This is a genomic window from Rhizobium sp. BIGb0125 (genome assembly GCF_024810055.1).
GTDB lineage: Bacteria > Pseudomonadota > Alphaproteobacteria > Rhizobiales > Rhizobiaceae > Agrobacterium.
In genome coordinates, this window is record NZ_JANUDV010000002.1 from 204,373 (window position 1) to 222,306 (window position 17,934).

The 17,934-nt window shown below is 57.1% G+C and carries 15 protein-coding genes; 11 read left to right on the top strand and 4 right to left on the bottom strand.

Annotation, left to right across the window (positions count from 1 at the left end; translation table 11 throughout):
• Positions 1-7: 7 nt before the first annotated feature.
• A complete protein-coding gene (locus tag M2418_RS05010) occupies positions 8-1,660 on the bottom strand; it encodes an acyl-CoA dehydrogenase family protein (protein WP_259145155.1) in 1,653 nt (550 codons plus the stop codon).
• Positions 1,661-1,784: 124 nt separating this feature from the next.
• Positions 1,785-2,363: a LysE family translocator gene (locus M2418_RS05015; protein ID WP_259145157.1), complete on the bottom strand. Its 579-nt coding sequence runs from the start codon at positions 2,361-2,363 to the stop codon at positions 1,785-1,787.
• A gap of 299 nt (positions 2,364-2,662) precedes the next feature.
• Between M2418_RS05015 and M2418_RS05020 the strand changes: the two genes are divergently transcribed.
• The 10 genes from M2418_RS05020 (at position 2,663) to rpmG (ending at position 14,650) form a co-directional block, all read left to right on the top strand.
• Positions 2,663-3,604, top strand: coding sequence for an aspartate carbamoyltransferase catalytic subunit (locus M2418_RS05020; RefSeq protein ID WP_259145159.1), 942 nt, complete (start codon positions 2,663-2,665; stop codon positions 3,602-3,604).
• On the top strand, positions 3,601-4,890 hold the full coding sequence (locus M2418_RS05025; protein WP_259145161.1) for a dihydroorotase: 1,290 nt from the start codon (positions 3,601-3,603) through the stop codon (positions 4,888-4,890). The genes M2418_RS05020 and M2418_RS05025 overlap by 4 nt, the downstream gene beginning before the upstream one ends.
• Before the next feature lie 112 nt (positions 4,891-5,002).
• On the top strand, positions 5,003-5,620 hold the full coding sequence (gene plsY, locus M2418_RS05030) for a glycerol-3-phosphate 1-O-acyltransferase PlsY (protein WP_259145166.1): 618 nt from the start codon (positions 5,003-5,005) through the stop codon (positions 5,618-5,620).
• A gap of 31 nt (positions 5,621-5,651) precedes the next feature.
• Positions 5,652-6,794 (top strand): DNA-processing protein DprA, encoded by a 1,143-nt coding sequence (gene dprA / locus M2418_RS05035; RefSeq protein WP_259145168.1) that lies wholly within the window; start codon positions 5,652-5,654, stop codon positions 6,792-6,794.
• A gap of 198 nt (positions 6,795-6,992) precedes the next feature.
• Positions 6,993-9,686 (top strand): type I DNA topoisomerase, encoded by a 2,694-nt coding sequence (gene topA, locus M2418_RS05040; RefSeq protein WP_259145170.1) that lies wholly within the window; start codon positions 6,993-6,995, stop codon positions 9,684-9,686.
• Positions 9,683-12,037: a ribonuclease R gene (gene rnr, locus M2418_RS05045; protein WP_259145177.1), complete on the top strand. Its 2,355-nt coding sequence runs from the start codon at positions 9,683-9,685 to the stop codon at positions 12,035-12,037. Before topA ends, rnr begins: the two co-directional genes overlap by 4 nt.
• A gap of 38 nt (positions 12,038-12,075) precedes the next feature.
• Complete coding sequence (locus M2418_RS05050) at positions 12,076-12,519, top strand: DUF983 domain-containing protein (RefSeq protein ID WP_250982782.1); 444 nt, start codon at positions 12,076-12,078, stop codon at positions 12,517-12,519.
• A 3-nt stretch (positions 12,520-12,522) separates the two neighbouring features.
• Entirely contained in the window at positions 12,523-13,200 is a 678-nt protein-coding gene (locus M2418_RS05055) for an NUDIX hydrolase (RefSeq protein WP_259145182.1), read from the top strand.
• Positions 13,201-13,208: 8 nt separating this feature from the next.
• Entirely contained in the window at positions 13,209-14,393 is a 1,185-nt protein-coding gene (locus tag M2418_RS05060; protein WP_192487582.1) for an MFS transporter, read from the top strand.
• A gap of 89 nt (positions 14,394-14,482) precedes the next feature.
• Positions 14,483-14,650 carry a 50S ribosomal protein L33 gene (gene rpmG / locus M2418_RS05065; protein ID WP_003496403.1) on the top strand — a complete coding sequence of 56 codons (168 nt, stop codon included), beginning with the start codon at positions 14,483-14,485 and terminating at the stop codon, positions 14,648-14,650.
• 1,063 nt (positions 14,651-15,713) lie between these two features.
• On the opposite strand, the gene M2418_RS05070 is transcribed toward rpmG, so the two are convergent.
• Positions 15,714-17,084: a PleD family two-component system response regulator gene (locus M2418_RS05070; RefSeq protein WP_259145190.1), complete on the bottom strand. Its 1,371-nt coding sequence runs from the start codon at positions 17,082-17,084 to the stop codon at positions 15,714-15,716.
• Between the two features lie 19 nt (positions 17,085-17,103).
• Positions 17,104-17,475, bottom strand: a complete 372-nt coding sequence (locus tag M2418_RS05075) for a response regulator (RefSeq protein ID WP_060641199.1) — start codon at positions 17,473-17,475, stop codon at positions 17,104-17,106.
• 131 nt (positions 17,476-17,606) lie between these two features.
• On the opposite strand from M2418_RS05075, the gene M2418_RS05080 reads away from it, so the two are divergent.
• On the top strand, positions 17,607-17,915 hold the full coding sequence (locus M2418_RS05080; RefSeq protein WP_192487580.1) for a DUF3572 domain-containing protein: 309 nt from the start codon (positions 17,607-17,609) through the stop codon (positions 17,913-17,915).
• Positions 17,916-17,934: the final 19 nt, after the last annotated feature.

Below are 17,934 nucleotides of genomic sequence, written 5' to 3' on the forward strand. Positions count from 1 at the left end.
TCAGGCTTTATGAAACAGGGGGATAAAGCAGGTCGACGATGTAGGAGGCGTCGAAGCGCGAATCCAGCATGCCATAGGTCGAACGCCAGCCACCCGCCAGACGGGTTTCCAGGAAGGCATCGGCGATGCGCCCTGCTCCCAGTCGGCACAGTTCAGCGGCCGCTGCGGCCAGTGCCAGCTGTTCGATCAGCAGGCGGGCTGCACCCTCATCACGCTCGCACAGCGCAATGGCGGCACGCAGAACTTCGGTGGTCTTCTTGCCAGATGGCCCAAGGTCACGTTCAAGAACGCTGAACACCAATTCGAACAGATCCTTGCCCCGTTCCAGCACCCGCAGGACATCCAGCGCCATGACGTTGCCGGAGCCTTCCCAGATGGCATTCACAGGGGCTTCACGGTAATGACGGGCAATCGGGCGCTCTTCGACGTAACCATTGCCACCCAGGCATTCCATGGATTCGTAGATCAAGGCAGGCGCGATCTTGCAGCACCAGTATTTGACGGCTGGCGTCATGACGCGCGCATAAGCGGCTTCGGCCGGATTGTTACGCGCATTGTCAAAGGCCGAGGCCAGACGGAAAGACAGCGCCGTGGCAGCTGCCACATCCAGAGCCATATCGGCCAGAACACGGGTCATGATCGGCTGGCTGATCAGATTTTTGCCAAACACCTGACGACCACGGGTATAATGCACCGCTTCCGCCAGCGAGGCGCGCATGATACCAGCCGATGCCAGCGCGCAATCAAGCCGTGTCAGCGTGACCATGTCGAGAATGGTGCGAATGCCGGTACCCGGATCACCCAGAATGTACCCGAAGGCATCGGTGAATTCGACTTCGGCCGACGCGTTGGAACGATTGCCGAGCTTGTCCTTCAGGCGCTGCAGGCGCAGGCCGTTGGACGAACCATCTTCGAGAATGCGCGGCACCAGGAAGCAGCCCATGCCATCGCCCATCTGCGCCAGCATGACGAAACCGTCACTCATCGGCGCTGACAGGAACCACTTGTGGCCGGACAGGCGGTAGATACCCTCGCCCACCCGTTCAGCACTGGTGCGGTTGGCACGCACATCGGTGCCACCCTGCTTTTCCGTCATGCCCATGCCGATGGTGACGGCAGTTTTCTGCATGGCCGGCTTGTTGGTCGAATCATATTTGCGCGACAGGATTTTCGGCGCCCACTCTTTCTGGACGCGTGGCGATGCCATGAGCGCGGCCACCGAGGCGCTGGTCATGGTCAACGGGCACAGATGGCCGGCTTCAAGCTGCGCTGTCAGATAAAACCGCGTGGCACGTGCCTTATGCTCGTTGCCGCGGGTATCGGGATTGGTTTCCCAGGCGCTGGAATGCAGGCCCGACGCCATGGAACGGCGCATCAACGCATGCCATGCCGGATGAAACTCCACCTGATCCAGGCGCTCGCCACGCGGACCATGGGTGCGCAACTGCGGCACGCCCTGATTTGCCATGCGGGCAAGTTCCTGCGCCTCAGGCGAGGTAACATAGCGTCCAAGCTGGTCGAATTCGTCACGCAACGGGCGCGCCAGATCCGATGTCAGGTCAACGATAAGAGGGTCCGAGCGATAGGCATTGATTCCCGCCCATGGGGCAGGTTGATTCAATTCGGCGAGCGCTTCTTCAGTCCGGGAATTCTGAGTCATGAATTGCTTCTAGCTGAGTTTTTTCCAAATTGCATGGGGGTCATATTGGATAATGCCACCCATCAGAAGCTGTCGTGGCAATTCCATTCCCCCATGTGCAACTTTCTCTGCCTTGCAACCCGCCTTACAAAATACCGAAGACATTTCCCGCAAGGCCAAGCGATAGTGCCATCAGAAATACCGAGGCAACGCAGCGTACCAGCCGTGGCGAATGTTCGCTGGCGCCGCGTATCAAGAAGGAACCGGCCGACAGCCAAACGAGCGCCACACAGATGATCAGCATGGAAAACATGGCGATATAGGGCAGAAGTTCCGCGACCGACCCCTGCGGCATTAAAACGAGTGCGATGATGATTGCCTTGGGGTTAAGGCATGTGGTGACGAAAACGCGGCGCAAGGTGATGGCATGTGCGGTGGATGTCGACTGTGGCAATGTCCACAGGCGAATCGCCAGAAACGATACCCAGACCGCCGAACACAGCTTGATTGCCTGCGAAATGGCGGTGTGCGTGGCCAGAAACTCCGATGCCAGCATGGTCAGCGGCACGACAACCAGCAGATAACCGCAGATTTCGCCCAGCATCAAGGGCAACGATGCGCGCACCCCTCGCCCGGCACCGGACAAGGCGAGAAGCGTATTTGTCGGGCCCGGTGTCAGCAACAGCGCAAGAATGGCAAATGCAAAAGCGGAATAGGACTGCATATCTATCGTTTCCAATTCACCCTGAACGGCCGTAGTGACCGCTCAACCTGTCCCGACACTGCCCATTCATCTCGGTTCACGCCTTGATATAAAGCAAGTGGGGGAAACATCACCACGTTTTCACATTCATCCACTATCGGACGCTTGCCCCACGCCGATGCGTTCTCTATAGAGCGCAGGACCGAATTCCGCGGCACTCCACAGGCGTGTTCACAGCGAATGGGAGCGCACGGATACAGCATTCGGGCGTTCCGGGCATTTTCAAGGGAAGATGCGGCGCCCGTCAGGAGGCACACCGCATGGTCTTCTTCCCCCACCGCCATCTGCTTGGCATCAAGGGCCTTTCCCATCAGGATATCACCACTCTTCTCGACAAGGCCGATGAGGCTGTCAAAATCAGCCGTCAGCGCGAGAAAAAGACCACCACTCTGCGTGGTCTGACGCAGATCAACCTGTTCTTCGAAGCATCCACCCGCACACAGTCTTCGTTTGAACTGGCCGGCAAACGACTGGGCGCCGATGTGATGAACATGTCGGTCGGCAACTCCTCCGTCAAAAAGGGTGAGACGCTGATTGATACGGCCATGACACTGAACGCCATGCGGCCGGACGTGCTGGTCGTGCGCCACTCGTCGGCTGGTGCAGCCGCGCTTCTCGCGCAAAAAGTGGCCTGCTCTGTGGTGAACGCCGGCGATGGCCAGCATGAGCACCCGACTCAGGCGCTTCTTGATGCACTGACGATCCGTCGCGCCAAGGGCCGTCTATCCGGCATTACGGTTGCGATCTGCGGTGATGTGCTGCATTCGCGCGTCGCCCGCTCCAACATCATTCTTCTCAATCAGATGGGTGCGCGGGTGCGTGTGGTTGCACCGCCAACGCTTTTGCCATCCGGTATCACCGACATGAGCGTGGAAGTGTACCACTCCATGGCGGAGGGTCTGAAAGGCGCCGACGTGGTGATGATGCTGCGTTTGCAGCGTGAGCGCATGGCCGGTTCCTTCGTGCCTTCGGTGCGCGAATATTTCCATTATTACGGACTGGATGCCGAAAAGCTGAAAGCCGCCAAGGAAGACGCGCTGGTCATGCACCCCGGCCCGATGAACCGTGGTGTCGAAATTGCCTCCGAAGTGGCCGATGGCCCGCAGAGCGTGATTGAAAGCCAGGTGGAAATGGGTGTTGCCGTGCGCATGGCTGTCATGGAAACCCTGCTTCTTTCGCAAAATCAGGGAGAACGCGCATGAGCGTCGCAACCGTTCTCAAGAACGCCCGTATCATCGACCCGTCCCGCAATATCGATGAAACCGGCACGATCATCATCGACGCCGATGGCACGATCCTCGCCGCTGGCAAGGATGCGCAAAACCAAGGCACGCCTGAAGGTGCCACCGTCCGTGACGCCAAGGGTCTGCTTGCCGTTCCCGGCCTGGTCGATGCCCGCGTGTTTATTGGCGAACCCGGCGCCGAACACCGCGAAACCATCGAATCCGCTTCGCGTGCAGCGGCCGCCGGTGGCGTGACATCCTTCATCATGATGCCGGACACCGATCCTGTCATTGACGACATCGCGCTGGTCGAGTTCGTCAAAAAGATGGTGCGTGACAAGGCCATCGTGAACGTGCACCCGGCAGCGGCCCTGACAAAGGGGTTGAGGGGTGAGGAAATGACCGAGTTCGGCCTGTTGCAGGAAGCCGGTGCGGTCGCCTTCACCAATGGTCGCCACGCGCTGTCCGACACGCTGGTGTTACGCCGTGCCATGACCTATGCCCGCGAACTGGGTGCGGTGATCGCCCTTGAAACCCGCGACAAATATATCGGCAGCGGCGACATGAATGAGGGGCTTTTTGCAAGCTGGCTCGGCCTGTCCGGCGTGCCGAAAGAAGCCGAGATCATTCCGCTGGAGCGTGACCTGCGCATTGCCGGCCTGACCCGCGCCAACTACCACGCTGCCAAGATTTCCGTGCCGGAATCGGCAGAAGCAATCAAGGTTGCCAAGTCCCGTGGCGTCAAAGCCACAAGCGGCATTTCCATCAACCACCTGACACTCAACGAAAACGACATTGGCGAATACCGCACCTTCTTCAAGCTGCAGCCGCCATTGCGCGCCGAAGATGATCGCATGGCCATGGTTGAAGCGCTGAAGGACGGCACGATCGACATTATCGTGTCTTCGCATGACCCGCAGGACGTTGACACCAAGCGCCTGCCGTTTGGTGACGCGGCAAGCGGTGCCGTAGGTCTGGAGACAATGTTGGCGGCAGCACTTCGTCTGCACCACAGCGGCCATGTGCCACTCATGCGCCTGATCGATGCGCTGTCCACCCGTCCGGCACAGATTTTCGGCCTGGATGCCGGCACGCTCAAGCCGGGTGCCAAGGCGGATATCACGCTGATCGATCTCGACGAGCCATGGCTGGTTTCAAGGGATGCACTGGTCTCTAAATCCAAAAACACACCGTTTGAAGATGCGCGGTTCAGCGGCCGGGCAGTTTCGACCTATGTGGCAGGCAAGCTGGTGTACAGCGCGTAGAGCACAGGCGTCTTTAAAGACACTACACAACAATGCTCTATATATAGAATGACGCATCGGCTTTCCGGAAATTGGGTCCGGTTCTCTAGCCGATGCGCATAAGGGGGACTGAATGAGTGAACTCATGACATTGCAAACGGCGCCTGCCCTTCTGGCGGCGGCTGCACTTCTCGGCTACCTGCTCGGTTCCATTCCGTTTGGCCTGCTTTTGACGCGCATGGCCGGATTGGGCGATGTACGCAAGATCGGTTCCGGTAATATCGGCGCGACCAATGTCCTGCGCACCGGCAACAAGAAGCTGGCTGCCGCAACACTGGTGGGCGATGCGCTGAAAGGCACGGTTGCCGTGCTTCTCGCAGCCAAGCTCTGGGGTTATGAAGCCTCGCTGGTTGCTGGCTTTTTTGCCTTTATCGGTCACCTGTTCCCGGTTTGGCTGGGTTTCAAGGGCGGCAAGGGTGTTGCCACCTATATCGGCGTATTGCTAGGTGCTGACTGGCGCATGATGCTGGCCTTTGCACTGATATGGCTGCTGTGCGCCTTCACCACACGTTATTCCTCGCTTTCCGCTTTGGTTGCAATGCTTGTCATTCCGGTTGCATTGTGGATACTAGGCCCGGAAAAGACGGCCCTGCTGGTGTCGTTGCTGAGCATCATTTCCTGGTGGAAACACCGCGAAAACATTGCCAGACTGATTGCCGGCACGGAAAGCAAGATAGGGAAAAAGGGCTGACAGCATTTGCGGCCCGAAGCGGGGGCGCGAAATGCCGGATGACGGTGCAAGACCGAGCGGCATGCCGCTTTCCGAAAAACAGAAAATTGCATGGCTGAGGCTTATCCGCAGCGAAAATATCGGCCCTGCAACCTTCCGCCAGTTGATCAATCATTTTGGCAGCGCCGAAAAGGCACTGGATGCCCTGCCCGATCTGTCGCGGCGGGGCGGTTCCACCCGCAACCTTCATATTACCACCGTGAACGAAGCAGAACGCGAACTTGAAATCGCCCAGCGTTTTGGCGCGCGCTTCGTCGGCATTGGTGAGGCGGACTATCCGCCAGCCCTCAAGGAAATTGATGCTGCGCCGCCGCTGATTGCCATGAGGGGTGACGGCAGCACGGCAACTCGCCCCAGCATTGGCATTGTCGGTTCGCGCAACGCATCGATCAACGGTGTCAAATTTGCCGCGATGATGGCGCGCGATTGCGGGCGTGAAGGCTATACGATCGCCTCCGGTCTGGCACGCGGCATTGATGCGGCCGCCCATCGAGCCAGCCTTTCCACCGGCACCGTCGCCATGCTGGCCGGCGGACTGGACCGCCCCTATCCACCGGAAAACTTTTCGCTGCTGGATGAGATATATGCCAATGGCGGCGTGACCATCAGTGAAATGCCGTTTGGCTGGGAGCCACGTGCCCGCGACTTTCCACGCCGCAACCGATTGATTGCCGGTGTTTCGCTGGGCGTGATCATTGTCGAGGCGGCGCAGCGTTCCGGTTCTCTGATCACGGCCCGACTGGCTGGCGATTTCGGGCGGCTGGTGTTTGCGGTTCCCGGCTCACCGCTCGACACGCGCTGTCAGGGAACCAACGGCCTTATCAAGGACGGTGCGACGCTGATTACCGAAGCAAAAGACGTGCTGGATGCGATCTCGCCGCTGGTCGCGCCCGATCTGCCGCTGTTCAGCCACATCAGTGAACCGGCCCAACACCGCGACATAAGCGAGCCGCGCGACGATGACCGTTCGCTGGTTGCCAATGCGCTCGGCCCCTCGCCGGTCGAGATGGATGACATTATTCGCCACACAGGTCTGTCGGCATCGGCCATCATGCTTGTGCTGTTGGAACTGGAAATTGCCGGGCGCATCCAGCGCCATGCCGGGGGCAAGATATCGCTGATTTCCAATGGATGAAAACGGGCAAAAAACCATCTTCGATTGTAAAACGGCAGCGGAATACCCACTCATACAATTTGTTTTACAGGACAGAAAATTGCGTTTCCCCCTTGACCCGGAGCAATTCCCTGTCCATGTCGAAAGACTTGAGAGCCGTGTGTCGGCAAAGGGCGCGGCAGGAATTATTGGCGGAACCTTGTCCAGAGAAACAATAATATGAATGTCGTCGTCGTAGAATCTCCGGCCAAGGCCAAGACGATCAACAAGTATCTCGGCCCAGGCTACAAGGTTCTTGCATCCTTCGGACACGTGCGGGACTTGCCAGCCAAGGATGGCTCAGTGCTGCCCGATCAGGACTTTGAAATGTCCTGGGAGGTCGATAGCGCGTCGCAAAAACGCATGAAGGATATCGCCGATGCCGTGAAGGCATCCGATGGCCTTATTCTGGCAACCGACCCTGATCGCGAAGGGGAAGCCATTTCCTGGCACGTGCTGGACCTGCTCAAGAAAAAGCGGGTGCTGGGCGATAAGCCGGTCAAGCGTGTGGTGTTTAACGCCATCACCAAGAAGGCCGTGCTGGATGCCATGGCGCAGCCACGCGATCTCGACATTCCCTTGGTGGATGCGTATCTCGCCCGCCGCGCACTTGATTATCTCGTTGGCTTCAATCTTTCCCCCGTTCTGTGGCGCAAGTTGCCGGGCGCCCGTTCGGCCGGCCGCGTCCAGTCAGTGGCCTTGCGTCTGGTCTGCGACCGCGAATCGGAAATCGAACGTTTCGTTTCCGAAGAGTACTGGAACCTTTCAGCGCTGTTGAAGACGCCGCGCGGTGACGAATTCGAAGCAAAGCTGGTGGCAGCCGATGGCAAGCGCCTGCAGGCACGTGGCATCAAGACCGGCGATGACGCCAACCGCTTGAAAGCCCTTCTCGAAGGCGCGTCCTATGTCGTGGACAGCGTTGAGGCAAAGCCGGTCAAGCGCAACCCGGGCCCTCCCTTCACCACCTCTACCCTGCAGCAGGCCGCGTCGTCGCGTATGGGCTTTTCCGCCTCCCGCACCATGCAGGTGGCCCAGAAGCTTTACGAAGGTATCGACATTGGCGGCGAAACTGCCGGTCTGATCACCTATATGCGTACCGACGGTGTGCAGATGGCACCGGAAGCGATTGACGCTGCACGCAGTTCGATCGGCGAGCAGTTTGGTGCGCGTTATGTGCCGGACAAGGCGCGGTTCTATTCCACCAAGGCCAAGAACGCGCAGGAAGCGCACGAAGCCATTCGCCCGACCGATTTCAACCGAACGCCGGATCAGGTTAAGCGTTTTCTCGATCCTGATCAGTTCCGTTTGTACGATCTGGTCTGGAAGCGTGCCATTGCCAGCCAGATGGCGTCGGCTGAAATTGAACGCACCACCGTTGAAATTATTGCCACCAACAATGGCGAACAGGCTGGTTTGCGCGCAGTCGGCTCGGTCATCCGATTCGACGGCTTTATTGCCGCCTATACCGACCAGAAAGAAGATGGCGAACAGAGTGACGACGGTGACGATGAAGGCCGTCTGCCACAGATCAATGCGCGCGAGAACCTCGCCAAGCAGAAGATCAATGCCAGCCAGCACTTCACCGAACCGCCACCGCGTTATTCGGAGGCATCGCTGATCAAGAAGATGGAAGAACTCGGCATCGGCCGTCCTTCCACCTATGCCGCGACGCTGAAAACGCTTGGTGACCGCGAATATATCGTCATCGACAAGCGCAAGCTCATTCCACATTCGCGTGGACGTCTGGTGACGGCATTCCTCGAAAGCTTCTTCACAAAATATGTGGAGTACGACTTCACCGCCGATCTGGAAGAAAAGCTCGACCGGATCTCCGCTGGCGAACTGGACTGGAAGCAGGTTCTTCGTGATTTCTGGAAGGACTTCTTTGCACAGATTGAAGACACCAAGGAACTGCGCGTCACCAACGTGCTGGATGCCCTGAACGAAGTTCTGGCGCCGCTGGTGTTTCCAAAGCGCGAAGACGGTTCCGATCCGCGCATTTGCCAGGTTTGCGGCACAGGAAACCTGTCTCTCAAGCTTGGCAAATACGGCGCGTTCGTTGGTTGCTCCAACTATCCGGAATGCAATTTTACCCGCCAGTTGAACTCGGAGGGCGCGGAAGCAGATGCGGCCGCTCTCAACGAACCAAAGGCATTGGGTGCTGATCCGCATACTGGTGAAGAGCTGACACTGCGCTCCGGCCGTTTCGGACCTTACATCCAGCGTGGCGAAGGCAAGGATGCCAAGCGTTCATCCCTGCCTAAAGGCTGGAAACCGGAAGAGATCGATCACGAAAAAGCACTGGCACTGATCAACCTGCCACGCGATGTCGGCCAGCATCCCGAAACCGGTAAAATGATTTCTGCCGGTATCGGTCGTTATGGTCCGTTCCTGCTGCATGATGGTGGTTATGCCAACCTTGAAAGCGTCGAAGACGTATTTTCGATTGGTCTGAACCGTGCCGTGACCGTGATTGCCGAAAAGAAGGCTGCACCGGGACGTGGCCGTGGCTCGACACCGGCTGCGCTGAAAACCTTGGGTGACCATCCGGATGGCGGCGCGATTACCGTGCGTGACGGCCGTTTTGGTCCTTACGTCAACTGGGGCAAGGTCAATGCCACCATTCCGAAGGCGCAGGCCCCTGACAGTGTGACGATGGAAGAAGCCCTGGTGCTGATTGCCGAGCGCATTGCCAAGACCGGCACCGGTGGCAAGCCGGTAAAGGCGAAAAAGGCGACGCCGAAGGCCGCATCGGCTGATGGTGAGACCACGGCAAAGGCCAAGCCGAAGGCGGCAGCGAAAAGCAAGACAGCTGCCAAGGCCAAGACCGCGGCGAAAAAAGCTGCACCGAAAGCAAAGAAGGCGGAATCGTGAGCAAATCCCCACGCAAGACAACCGGCTCCTCCAACGATGGGTTCGGAAGAACAGGGCGTGGAAAACGGGTGAGCGAAAGCGAAAACATTGTACACGGCCAGGTACCGCCGCGCGACGTGCTGCTGCGTTTTATTGCCGACCATCCCGAACAGGCATCGAAGCGCGAAATCGCCAAGGCTTTTGGCCTGAAAGGTGAAACCCGTGTCGAACTGAAAGCCCTGCTGAAGGAGCTTGAAGTCGACGGCATGGTGCAGAAAAACCGTAAGTCGCTGGTACGGCCGGGCGCACTGCCGCCCGTCACCGTTCTCGACATTACCACCCGCGACAAGGATGGCGAACTGATTGCACGGCCGGCCGAGTGGCTTGATGAACAGGGCGTTGCCCCTGCCGTGCTGATCCGCCAGTCATCCCAGGACCGTGGCAAGAAGGCGCCAACCGCCGGTCTGAACGACCGCGTGCTGGCCAAGATTTTCCCCGCCAAGGATCGTGGTGGCCCTGCCTATACGGCCCGCATCATTAAAATTCTTGACCGCCGTCAGGGTGCCCTGCTTGGCGTTTTCAAAGCCACTCCCGGTGGCGGTGGACGGCTGATGCCGATCGAGCGCCGTGGCGATGAAATGGTCATCGACCCGGAAGGTGTTGGCACCGCGCAGGACGGTGATCTCATCGAAGTCGAAGTTGGCCGCAACAGCGGTCGTTATGGCCTGACACGCGCCAAGGTGCTGTCGGTCGTCGGTTCCGTCGCGTCGGAAAAGGCGATCTCGATGATCGCCATCTATGCCCATGGTATCCCGCACATATTCCCGCAAGGTGTGATGGACGAGGCCGATGAGGCCAAGGCTGCGACCATGACGCACCGTGAGGACTGGCGCGACCTGCCGCTGATCACTATCGATCCGGCCGACGCCAAGGACCATGACGATGCGGTTTATGCCGAGCCTGATACATCGCCTGACAATCCCGACGGCGTGATCGTGACTGTCGCGATTGCCGATGTCTCCTGGTATGTCCGCACCGGCTCGCAGCTGGACAGGGAAGCGCTGAAGCGCGGCAACTCGGTCTATTTCCCCGACCGTGTCGTGCCGATGCTGCCGGAGCGCATTTCGAATGATCTCTGCTCGCTGAAGGAAGGCGTCGACCGCCCTGCCCTTGCCGTGCGGATGATCTTCTCCAAGGAAGGCCGCAAGGCTGGCCATACCTTCCACCGCATCATGATGAAGAGTGCGGCAAAACTCTCCTACCAGCAGGCGCAGGCCGCCATTGATGGCAAGCCTGATGACAAGACCGGACCACTCCTGGAGCCGATCCTCAAGCCACTGTGGCATGCCTATGAGATCATGAAGCGCGGGCGTGATCGTCGCCAGCCACTGGAACTCGACATGCCGGAACGCAAGATCCTGTTGCGCCCCAATGGCACGGTGGACAAGGTCATCATTCCAGAGCGGCTGGATGCCCATAAGCTGATCGAAGAAATGATGATCCAGGCCAACGTGGCCGCCGCCGAGACACTGGAAAAGAAAAAGCAGCCGCTGGTCTACCGTGTTCACGACACGCCATCGCTTGCCAAACAGGAAACGCTGCGCGAGTTCCTCAACACACTCGGCATTTCCATGACCAAGGGTGGTGCCATGCGTGCCAACTCATTCAACGGTATTCTGGAGCGTGCCCTCGGCACGCCACACCAGATCATGGTCAATGAAATGGTGCTGCGCTCGCAGAGCCAGGCAATCTACAGTCCTGACAATATCGGGCACTTTGGCCTGAACCTGATGAAATATGCCCACTTCACATCGCCGATCCGCCGATATGCCGACTTGATCGTGCACCGTGCGCTGGTCGGTTCGCTTGGCTTTGGTGAAGGCGGCATCACGCCAACCGAAGAAGGCATGCTGGACGATATTGCAGCCGAAATCTCGACATTCGAGCGCCGCGCCATGGCCGCCGAACGCGATACGATCAACCGCTTGATTGCCCACCACCTTTCCGAGCGGGTCGGCGAAGAATTTGAAGGCCGAATCTCCGGCGTCACAAAAGCGGGACTTTTTGTCGCGCTACCTGACTATGGTGCAGACGGCTTCATACCCATATCTACACTTGGCACGGACTATTTCATCTATGACGAGGCGCATCAGGCTCTGACAGGTGAAAAGACCGGGCTTGGCTATCAGCTTGGCGACACTGTTCAGGTTCGCCTCGCTGAAGCTGTGCCTCTGGCCGGTGCGCTTCGGTTTGAGATATTGAGTGAAGGTCGCAAAATGCCGACGGCTACGCGGTCCTTCCACAAGGCGGGTCGCAAGACCTCAAGAGTATCGGCAAAACCGGGTACACGGCCACCAAGACGGCGCAGATAACACGGGCGGATAAGAGCCGCCAGAAAAAGGAAGCAGTCATGAGTGCAGATAACAGCCATGATACCGTGACTTTTGGCGACTCGACAAACGACCGTCCCACAGGACGTTCCATCATGCGCGGTATTCGCGGCACCTGCCCGGCCTGCGGCAGCGGCAAGCTTTTCCGTGCCTGGCTGAAGCCTGTACATGAATGTGCAGCCTGTGGCGAAGAAATGCACCACGAGCGGTCCGACGACCTGCCGCCCTATATTTCCATCGTGATTCTCGGCCACATTGCCGTTGGTGGTTTCATGATGACCGACATGATCATGGCGGTGGAGATGTGGGTACACTTCGCCATCTGGGTGCCGATTACCATTCTGGCTGCACTCGTGACGCTGCAACCCATCAAGGGCGGTGTCATCGGCCTGCAATGGGCGCTGAAAATGCATGGTTTCGGACGAGAGCCGGACAAGGTGCAAATCGACGGTTCATCGTTCTAAACAATGTCACCGGACAGGGGTGTAACGCTTCCGGAGCAACGTTTCGCGGCAACACGGCCGCGCGACGCCGCATCGATCATCCTGATAGACCGCAGCAGCGGTATCCCTAAAATCCTGATGGGTAAACGTGGAGCCGGACATGTTTTCATGCCCGGCGTTTATGTTTTCCCCGGCGGCCGGCGCGACCGTTACGACCACACCCTGCCCTTTACCGGCGATCTTGACCCCTTGGTGCATTCAGGACTGCGCAAACGCGTCTCCCGGCCACTGGGTGTCGGTGGCGCACGGGCGCTTGCGCTGGCAGCACTGCGCGAATTGCATGAGGAAACCGGGCTGTGTGCCACTTCATCCACAACTCATGTGCCGGATCTTTCACGCCTGCGATTTGTGGCACGCGCCATAACGCCACCTGGCCATATCAGGCGCTATGACACACGTTTCTTCTGCGCGTTTACCGATGAAGCGGGTGTAGATCCCGGTACTTTACACGATACGGATGAACTTGTTGACGTGTCATGGCTTGACACGGACGCCCTTTGCAGTCTGAACATGGCGCAAATTACGCGCAGCATTCTCGAAGATGTCACAAAGCTCATGATAGTTGATCCAGCGCTATCCTTTGAAAACGCGGTACCGTTTTATTTCATGCGTCACGGACTTGCCGTCCGCGAGCACCTTTGAAGGTCTATATGACAAAGCCTGAAACCTGCGGTACCCATGCCACCGACAAAATTCACTGGCCTTCCCTGTTTGCGGCAATTGCCGCGATCAGCGCCGTTGGCGTGGCAATCGGGCTTGGCCTGCCGCTACTCAGCATGATTCTCGAAAAGCGCGGCATATCGTCGACGATGATCGGGGTGAACTCTGCAATGGCTGGTGTAGCCTCGATGCTCGCCGCGCCGCTGACGTCAAGACTGGCGCATGATTGCGGTGTGGCGCGCACGATGATTATTGCCGTGTTCATCTCGGCCATCAGCGCACTGGGCTTTTATTTCGCTGACGCCTTCTGGATGTGGTTTCCGCTGCGCATCGTCTTCCATGGTGCGACCACCACGCTTTTCATTCTCTCCGAATTTTGGATCAATGCCACCGCTCCGCCCTCAAAGCGCGGCATGGTGCTTGGCATGTATGCTACCGGCCTTGCCGTCGGCTTTGCGGCCGGCCCTCTGCTGTTTTCGCTGGTTGGCAGTGATGGCATCACGCCGTTTGTGACAGGTGCAGGTGTGATCCTGCTGGCGGTGATTCCAATCTTTCTCGCCCGCAAGGAAAGCCCGCGGCTCGACGAAAAGCCGAATCATCACTTCGCCCGCTACATCTGGCTGGTGCCAATGGCCTCGGCCGCCGCATTTGTGTTTGGATCGGTGCAGGCCGGAGGCCTTTCGCTGTTTCCGATCTATGCAACGCGCGAAGGTTTCAACGAATCGCAGGCAGCCCTGTTGCTGACGGTGATGGGTGTGGGCAACATGGCCTTCCAGATCCCGATTGGCCTGCTCTCCGATCGCCTCAAAGACCGGCGTCTGCTGCTGGGTTTGATGGCGCTTTTAGGCTTTGTCGGCACGCTGACCCTGCCATTTCTGGTGCAAAGCTGGGCTCTGCTGGCCTCCATGCTGCTTTTGTGGGGTGGCTGTGTCTCCGGCATGTACACGGTGGGCCTGACGCATCTGGGCTCGCGCCTGACCGGCTCTGACCTTGTTTCAGCCAACGCAGCCTTCATTTTTTGTTATGCAATTGGCACGATCAGCGGTCCACAGATCGTTGGCGTGTCGATGGATTTGAACGGAACCAATGGTTTTGCTTGGGCTCTCGCCGCATTTTTCGCGTTTTATGTGGTTCTTTCCATTGCACGTTTGGTTTTGAAGTCAAAACAGGCTTGACTTTTTGGGCGCGATCCGTAGTTTCGCGCCAGATTTAGCCGGGATCGAACAGGTCAGCGGCTCACTATTTTGTTAAAGGCAGGACGACCATGGCGAAAGCTACAACAATCAAGATCAAGCTGCTGTCGACAGCCGACACCGGTACTTTCTACGTCACCACCAAGAACAGCCGTACGTTCACGGACAAGATGACGAAGACAAAGTACGATCCAGTCGTACGCAAGCACGTTGAATTCAAGGAAACGAAGATCAAGTAATCTTCTCCTAGAATTTGCAGTTTTCAAAAAGCGCGCTTTCATCCGAAAGTGCGCTTTTTGCATTCAGGCCCCTCGCCTGTTTTCTTTGGTGCAGCATGACAGCACAAGCCGTCATTTAGAGCGCCAAGTCGTTATGGCAACCGTGCTGCCGCTGGCGACGGTGCGACCCTGCCTCTTCTTCATACGACAGATCTCACAGACATCATGCCGGCGGGGGGCGCAAGCGCGCACAAGCAGACAGATGTGACAATGCGACCAGATGGATCGACCGTTATAGTTAGATACGTTTTGAGAGAGAAATGGGGGTCGGTCGGAGTTGCAGACGGTACGAGGAACCGTTTAGTGCACTCCAACCGACCGACCCCACGACCCAGGAGATGCGGCGGACCTGAGCATCATGGGGTATCTTACCAGGCTGGATGCTACGGCCAATAGACCAAGTAAAAACCAACCCTGAAACACCATAGACAAGTAACTTGCGGTTATTTCTATCTCTGTGCTTGCACACAATTCACGAAAGTTATGCCGTTGAACCAAACGTCGCGCAAACGATGAAAAAAATCAACAACTTCTTAAAGCAATGCCGTTTTGAAATGCAAATATGGTTAAATATGACCATAAGCGGCACAGTATTTATTTAAGAGAACATAGCACTTACACAAATAAAGGAAAATACACTCAAGTAAAAATTCCTGATTTTCTAAAGAACCATAGTCTTGACTTGAAGAGCCGCGCGATCCGGCGAAAATGGTGAGAGCATCATCAAAAATCTGTGATGAAATATATCAATTATTAGGCAGAGGAAATATTCCAACTGCCGCAACGTTACGTGACAAATTGACAAATCGCAAAAAAAGAGCGCGAAAATACAGGCACGAGACTATGCCTGATCGCTCAAAGATTGGGCCATGTTATCCACAAGCCAAATGATCGCAATACCTGAATTCTGAGGGCCGATAATTCGGGAATTCGAATACACACGGCTACCGCCCCTCTAAAGAGGCTCGACAGGCGTGGCACTTAACGTTGGACTATTTTGGGGATGTGATGTCGCGGCCGGCCGTCAGGCGGCTGCGGCCACAACGCGGTTACGCCCTGCCCGCTTGGCATCATAGAGCGCATTGTCTGCTTCTTTCAGAAGCTGTTCTGGCGTCTCGACATTGGGGCTGTTGCACGAGATGCCCAGGGACGCCGTGATATTGATTTCCTGGCCGGAGGAACGCAGGACGAAAGGTTTGCCCTCAACGCTCATACGCAGCCGCTCAGCGATGTTGGCAGCCATTTCCGCCGTAGTATCCGGCATGACCACTACAAACTCTTCTCCGCCATAACGGCAGGCCAGATCCGCACCGCGAACCGTTGCACGCAGGCGGGCGGCAAATTCCTTCAGGATTTCGTCGCCGGCATCGTGGCCATAGGTGTCGTTGACCACCTTGAAGCGGTCAATATCGGTAATGCATACCGACAGTGACCGGCCACGGGTTGCGGCGCGGTTGAACAGCACCTTGAGGTGATTGTCGAGATAACGGCGATTATGCAGCCCCGTCAGGCCATCGGTGACGGCAAGCTCAATGGAGTGCTGAACGCTGCTGCGCAGGCGGTCATTGTAACGCTTGCGCTTCAATTGGGTGAGTGTGCGGGCCACAAGCTCGTTGGGGTCCAGCGGACGGGTAATGTAATCGTTGACGCCAAGATCAAGCGCACGCACGATCATGTCCTCGCCACCCTGCTCCGCAATAAGCAACACTGGCAGGAACCGTGTACGGTCGAGCGAGCGCAACTGTGAGCACAGACGCAAGGGGTCGTAGTCATCAAGACTGCTGCTAACGATGACCAGTTCAAAGCCCTGCTCCGCAGCCTCGAAGATCGCCGCCTGTGCATCGGAAATGGCTGTCACTTCCGCGACTGGCTTTAACATCTTGATAATGCGTTCTTGAGAGTTCGCACGCGGATCGACCAGCAGCACCTGCCCCGGCTCCTCGATGCGACCTTCATCGCGCAGAAGGTCTTCAATGCCAATGGCACGCGCCGTTTCTGCGCGCATGCGCAATTCGTCGCTCATGGTTTTCAGGCGAACGAGGCTTTTGACGCGAGACACCAGTTGCAGGTCATTGACCGGCTTGGTCAAAAAGTCATCGGCACCGGCCTTGAGGCCACGTACCCGGTCGGACGGCTGATCGAGTGCGGTTACCATGACGACGGGAATATGCATAGTCCGCGGATTGGATTTCAATCTTTCGCAGACTTCAAAACCATCCATACCCGGCATCATGATGTCGAGCAGGACAATATCGACCTGGGTGTTGTTGCAAATCTCGAGTGCCTTGAAGCCGTCTTCCGCGGTCAGAACATCAAAATATTCAGCAAGCAGACGCGCTTCCAGCAACTTTACGTTTGCCGGTATATCGTCAACGACCAGAATTCTTGCTGTCATTATCAGTCCTCAAATGCCTTCAGGCATCGCCAAGGTAGGTTTTAATAGTTTCAATAAATTTGGGAACGGAGATCGGTTTGGAGACGTAAGCCTCACAGCCGCCCTGACGAATACGTTCTTCGTCACCCTTCATCGCAAATGCAGTTACGGCAATAACGGGAATGACGTGCAATTCATCGTCTTCCTTCAGCCACTTGGTCACTTCCAGACCGGACACCTCCGGCAACTGAATATCCATGAGAATGAGGTCGGGCTTATGTTTACGTGCCAGATCAAGGGCTTCCATGCCATTGCGTGTCTGGATCGTGGTATAACCCGACGCCTCGATCAAGTCGCGAAAGAGCTTCATGTTAAGCTCGTTGTCTTCAACTATCATGACCTGTTTTGGCATAGCGACAATTCCTCAATGCGCCTTGAAACCATGCCACCGACATATAAGTGTGTCGCAGAACCGATTCCATCGTATATAGTTTAACGACGCTAATGCGATTTGGTTGAAAAATAGGTAACTTCGGCGAAGAAATGCTGCGAGACAAAAAAACAAGTGCTGCCGCCACGGCAAAACCGGAAGAAACAGCCGCCGCCATACTTGGCTGGCTGGCCAATGAACCCGACTTGCTTTCCCGCTTTCTGGCGCTGAGTGGCCTGCAGGCCAATATGCTGCGGCACGCCGCCAGCGACCCGGGCTTTTTTGCCGGATTACTTGATTTTCTGATGAGCCACGAGCCTGACCTGATGGCATTTTGCGCAGCAACAGAAACAAAACCCGAGGACGTTGCTGCCGCGTGGCACCATTTTTCCGGTCCGGGTCTCGATTCGGGTGTGTATTGAGCCCACTCCCCCGGGTTTC

Excerpts from the sequence above, each read along its gene's own strand:
- M2418_RS05050 (WP_250982782.1), top strand. The coding sequence starts at position 12,076 with ATGAGTGCAGATAACAGCCATGATACCGTGACTTTTGGCGACTCGACA.
- plsY (WP_259145166.1), top strand. The coding sequence starts at position 5,003 with ATGAGTGAACTCATGACATTGCAAACGGCGCCTGCCCTTCTGGCGGCG.
- rpmG (WP_003496403.1), top strand. The coding sequence starts at position 14,483 with ATGGCGAAAGCTACAACAATCAAGATCAAGCTGCTGTCGACAGCCGAC.
- M2418_RS05025 (WP_259145161.1), top strand. The coding sequence starts at position 3,601 with ATGAGCGTCGCAACCGTTCTCAAGAACGCCCGTATCATCGACCCGTCC.
- M2418_RS05055 (WP_259145182.1), top strand. The coding sequence starts at position 12,523 with ATGTCACCGGACAGGGGTGTAACGCTTCCGGAGCAACGTTTCGCGGCA.
- M2418_RS05060 (WP_192487582.1), top strand. The coding sequence starts at position 13,209 with ATGACAAAGCCTGAAACCTGCGGTACCCATGCCACCGACAAAATTCAC.
- M2418_RS05015 (WP_259145157.1), bottom strand. The coding sequence starts at position 2,363 with ATGCAGTCCTATTCCGCTTTTGCATTTGCCATTCTTGCGCTGTTGCTG.
- topA (WP_259145170.1), top strand. The coding sequence starts at position 6,993 with ATGAATGTCGTCGTCGTAGAATCTCCGGCCAAGGCCAAGACGATCAAC.
- dprA (WP_259145168.1), top strand. The coding sequence starts at position 5,652 with ATGCCGGATGACGGTGCAAGACCGAGCGGCATGCCGCTTTCCGAAAAA.
- M2418_RS05070 (WP_259145190.1), bottom strand. The coding sequence starts at position 17,084 with ATGACAGCAAGAATTCTGGTCGTTGACGATATACCGGCAAACGTAAAG.
- M2418_RS05080 (WP_192487580.1), top strand. The coding sequence starts at position 17,607 with ATGCTGCGAGACAAAAAAACAAGTGCTGCCGCCACGGCAAAACCGGAA.
- M2418_RS05010 (WP_259145155.1), bottom strand. The coding sequence starts at position 1,660 with ATGACTCAGAATTCCCGGACTGAAGAAGCGCTCGCCGAATTGAATCAA.
- M2418_RS05075 (WP_060641199.1), bottom strand. The coding sequence starts at position 17,475 with ATGCCAAAACAGGTCATGATAGTTGAAGACAACGAGCTTAACATGAAG.
- M2418_RS05020 (WP_259145159.1), top strand. The coding sequence starts at position 2,663 with ATGGTCTTCTTCCCCCACCGCCATCTGCTTGGCATCAAGGGCCTTTCC.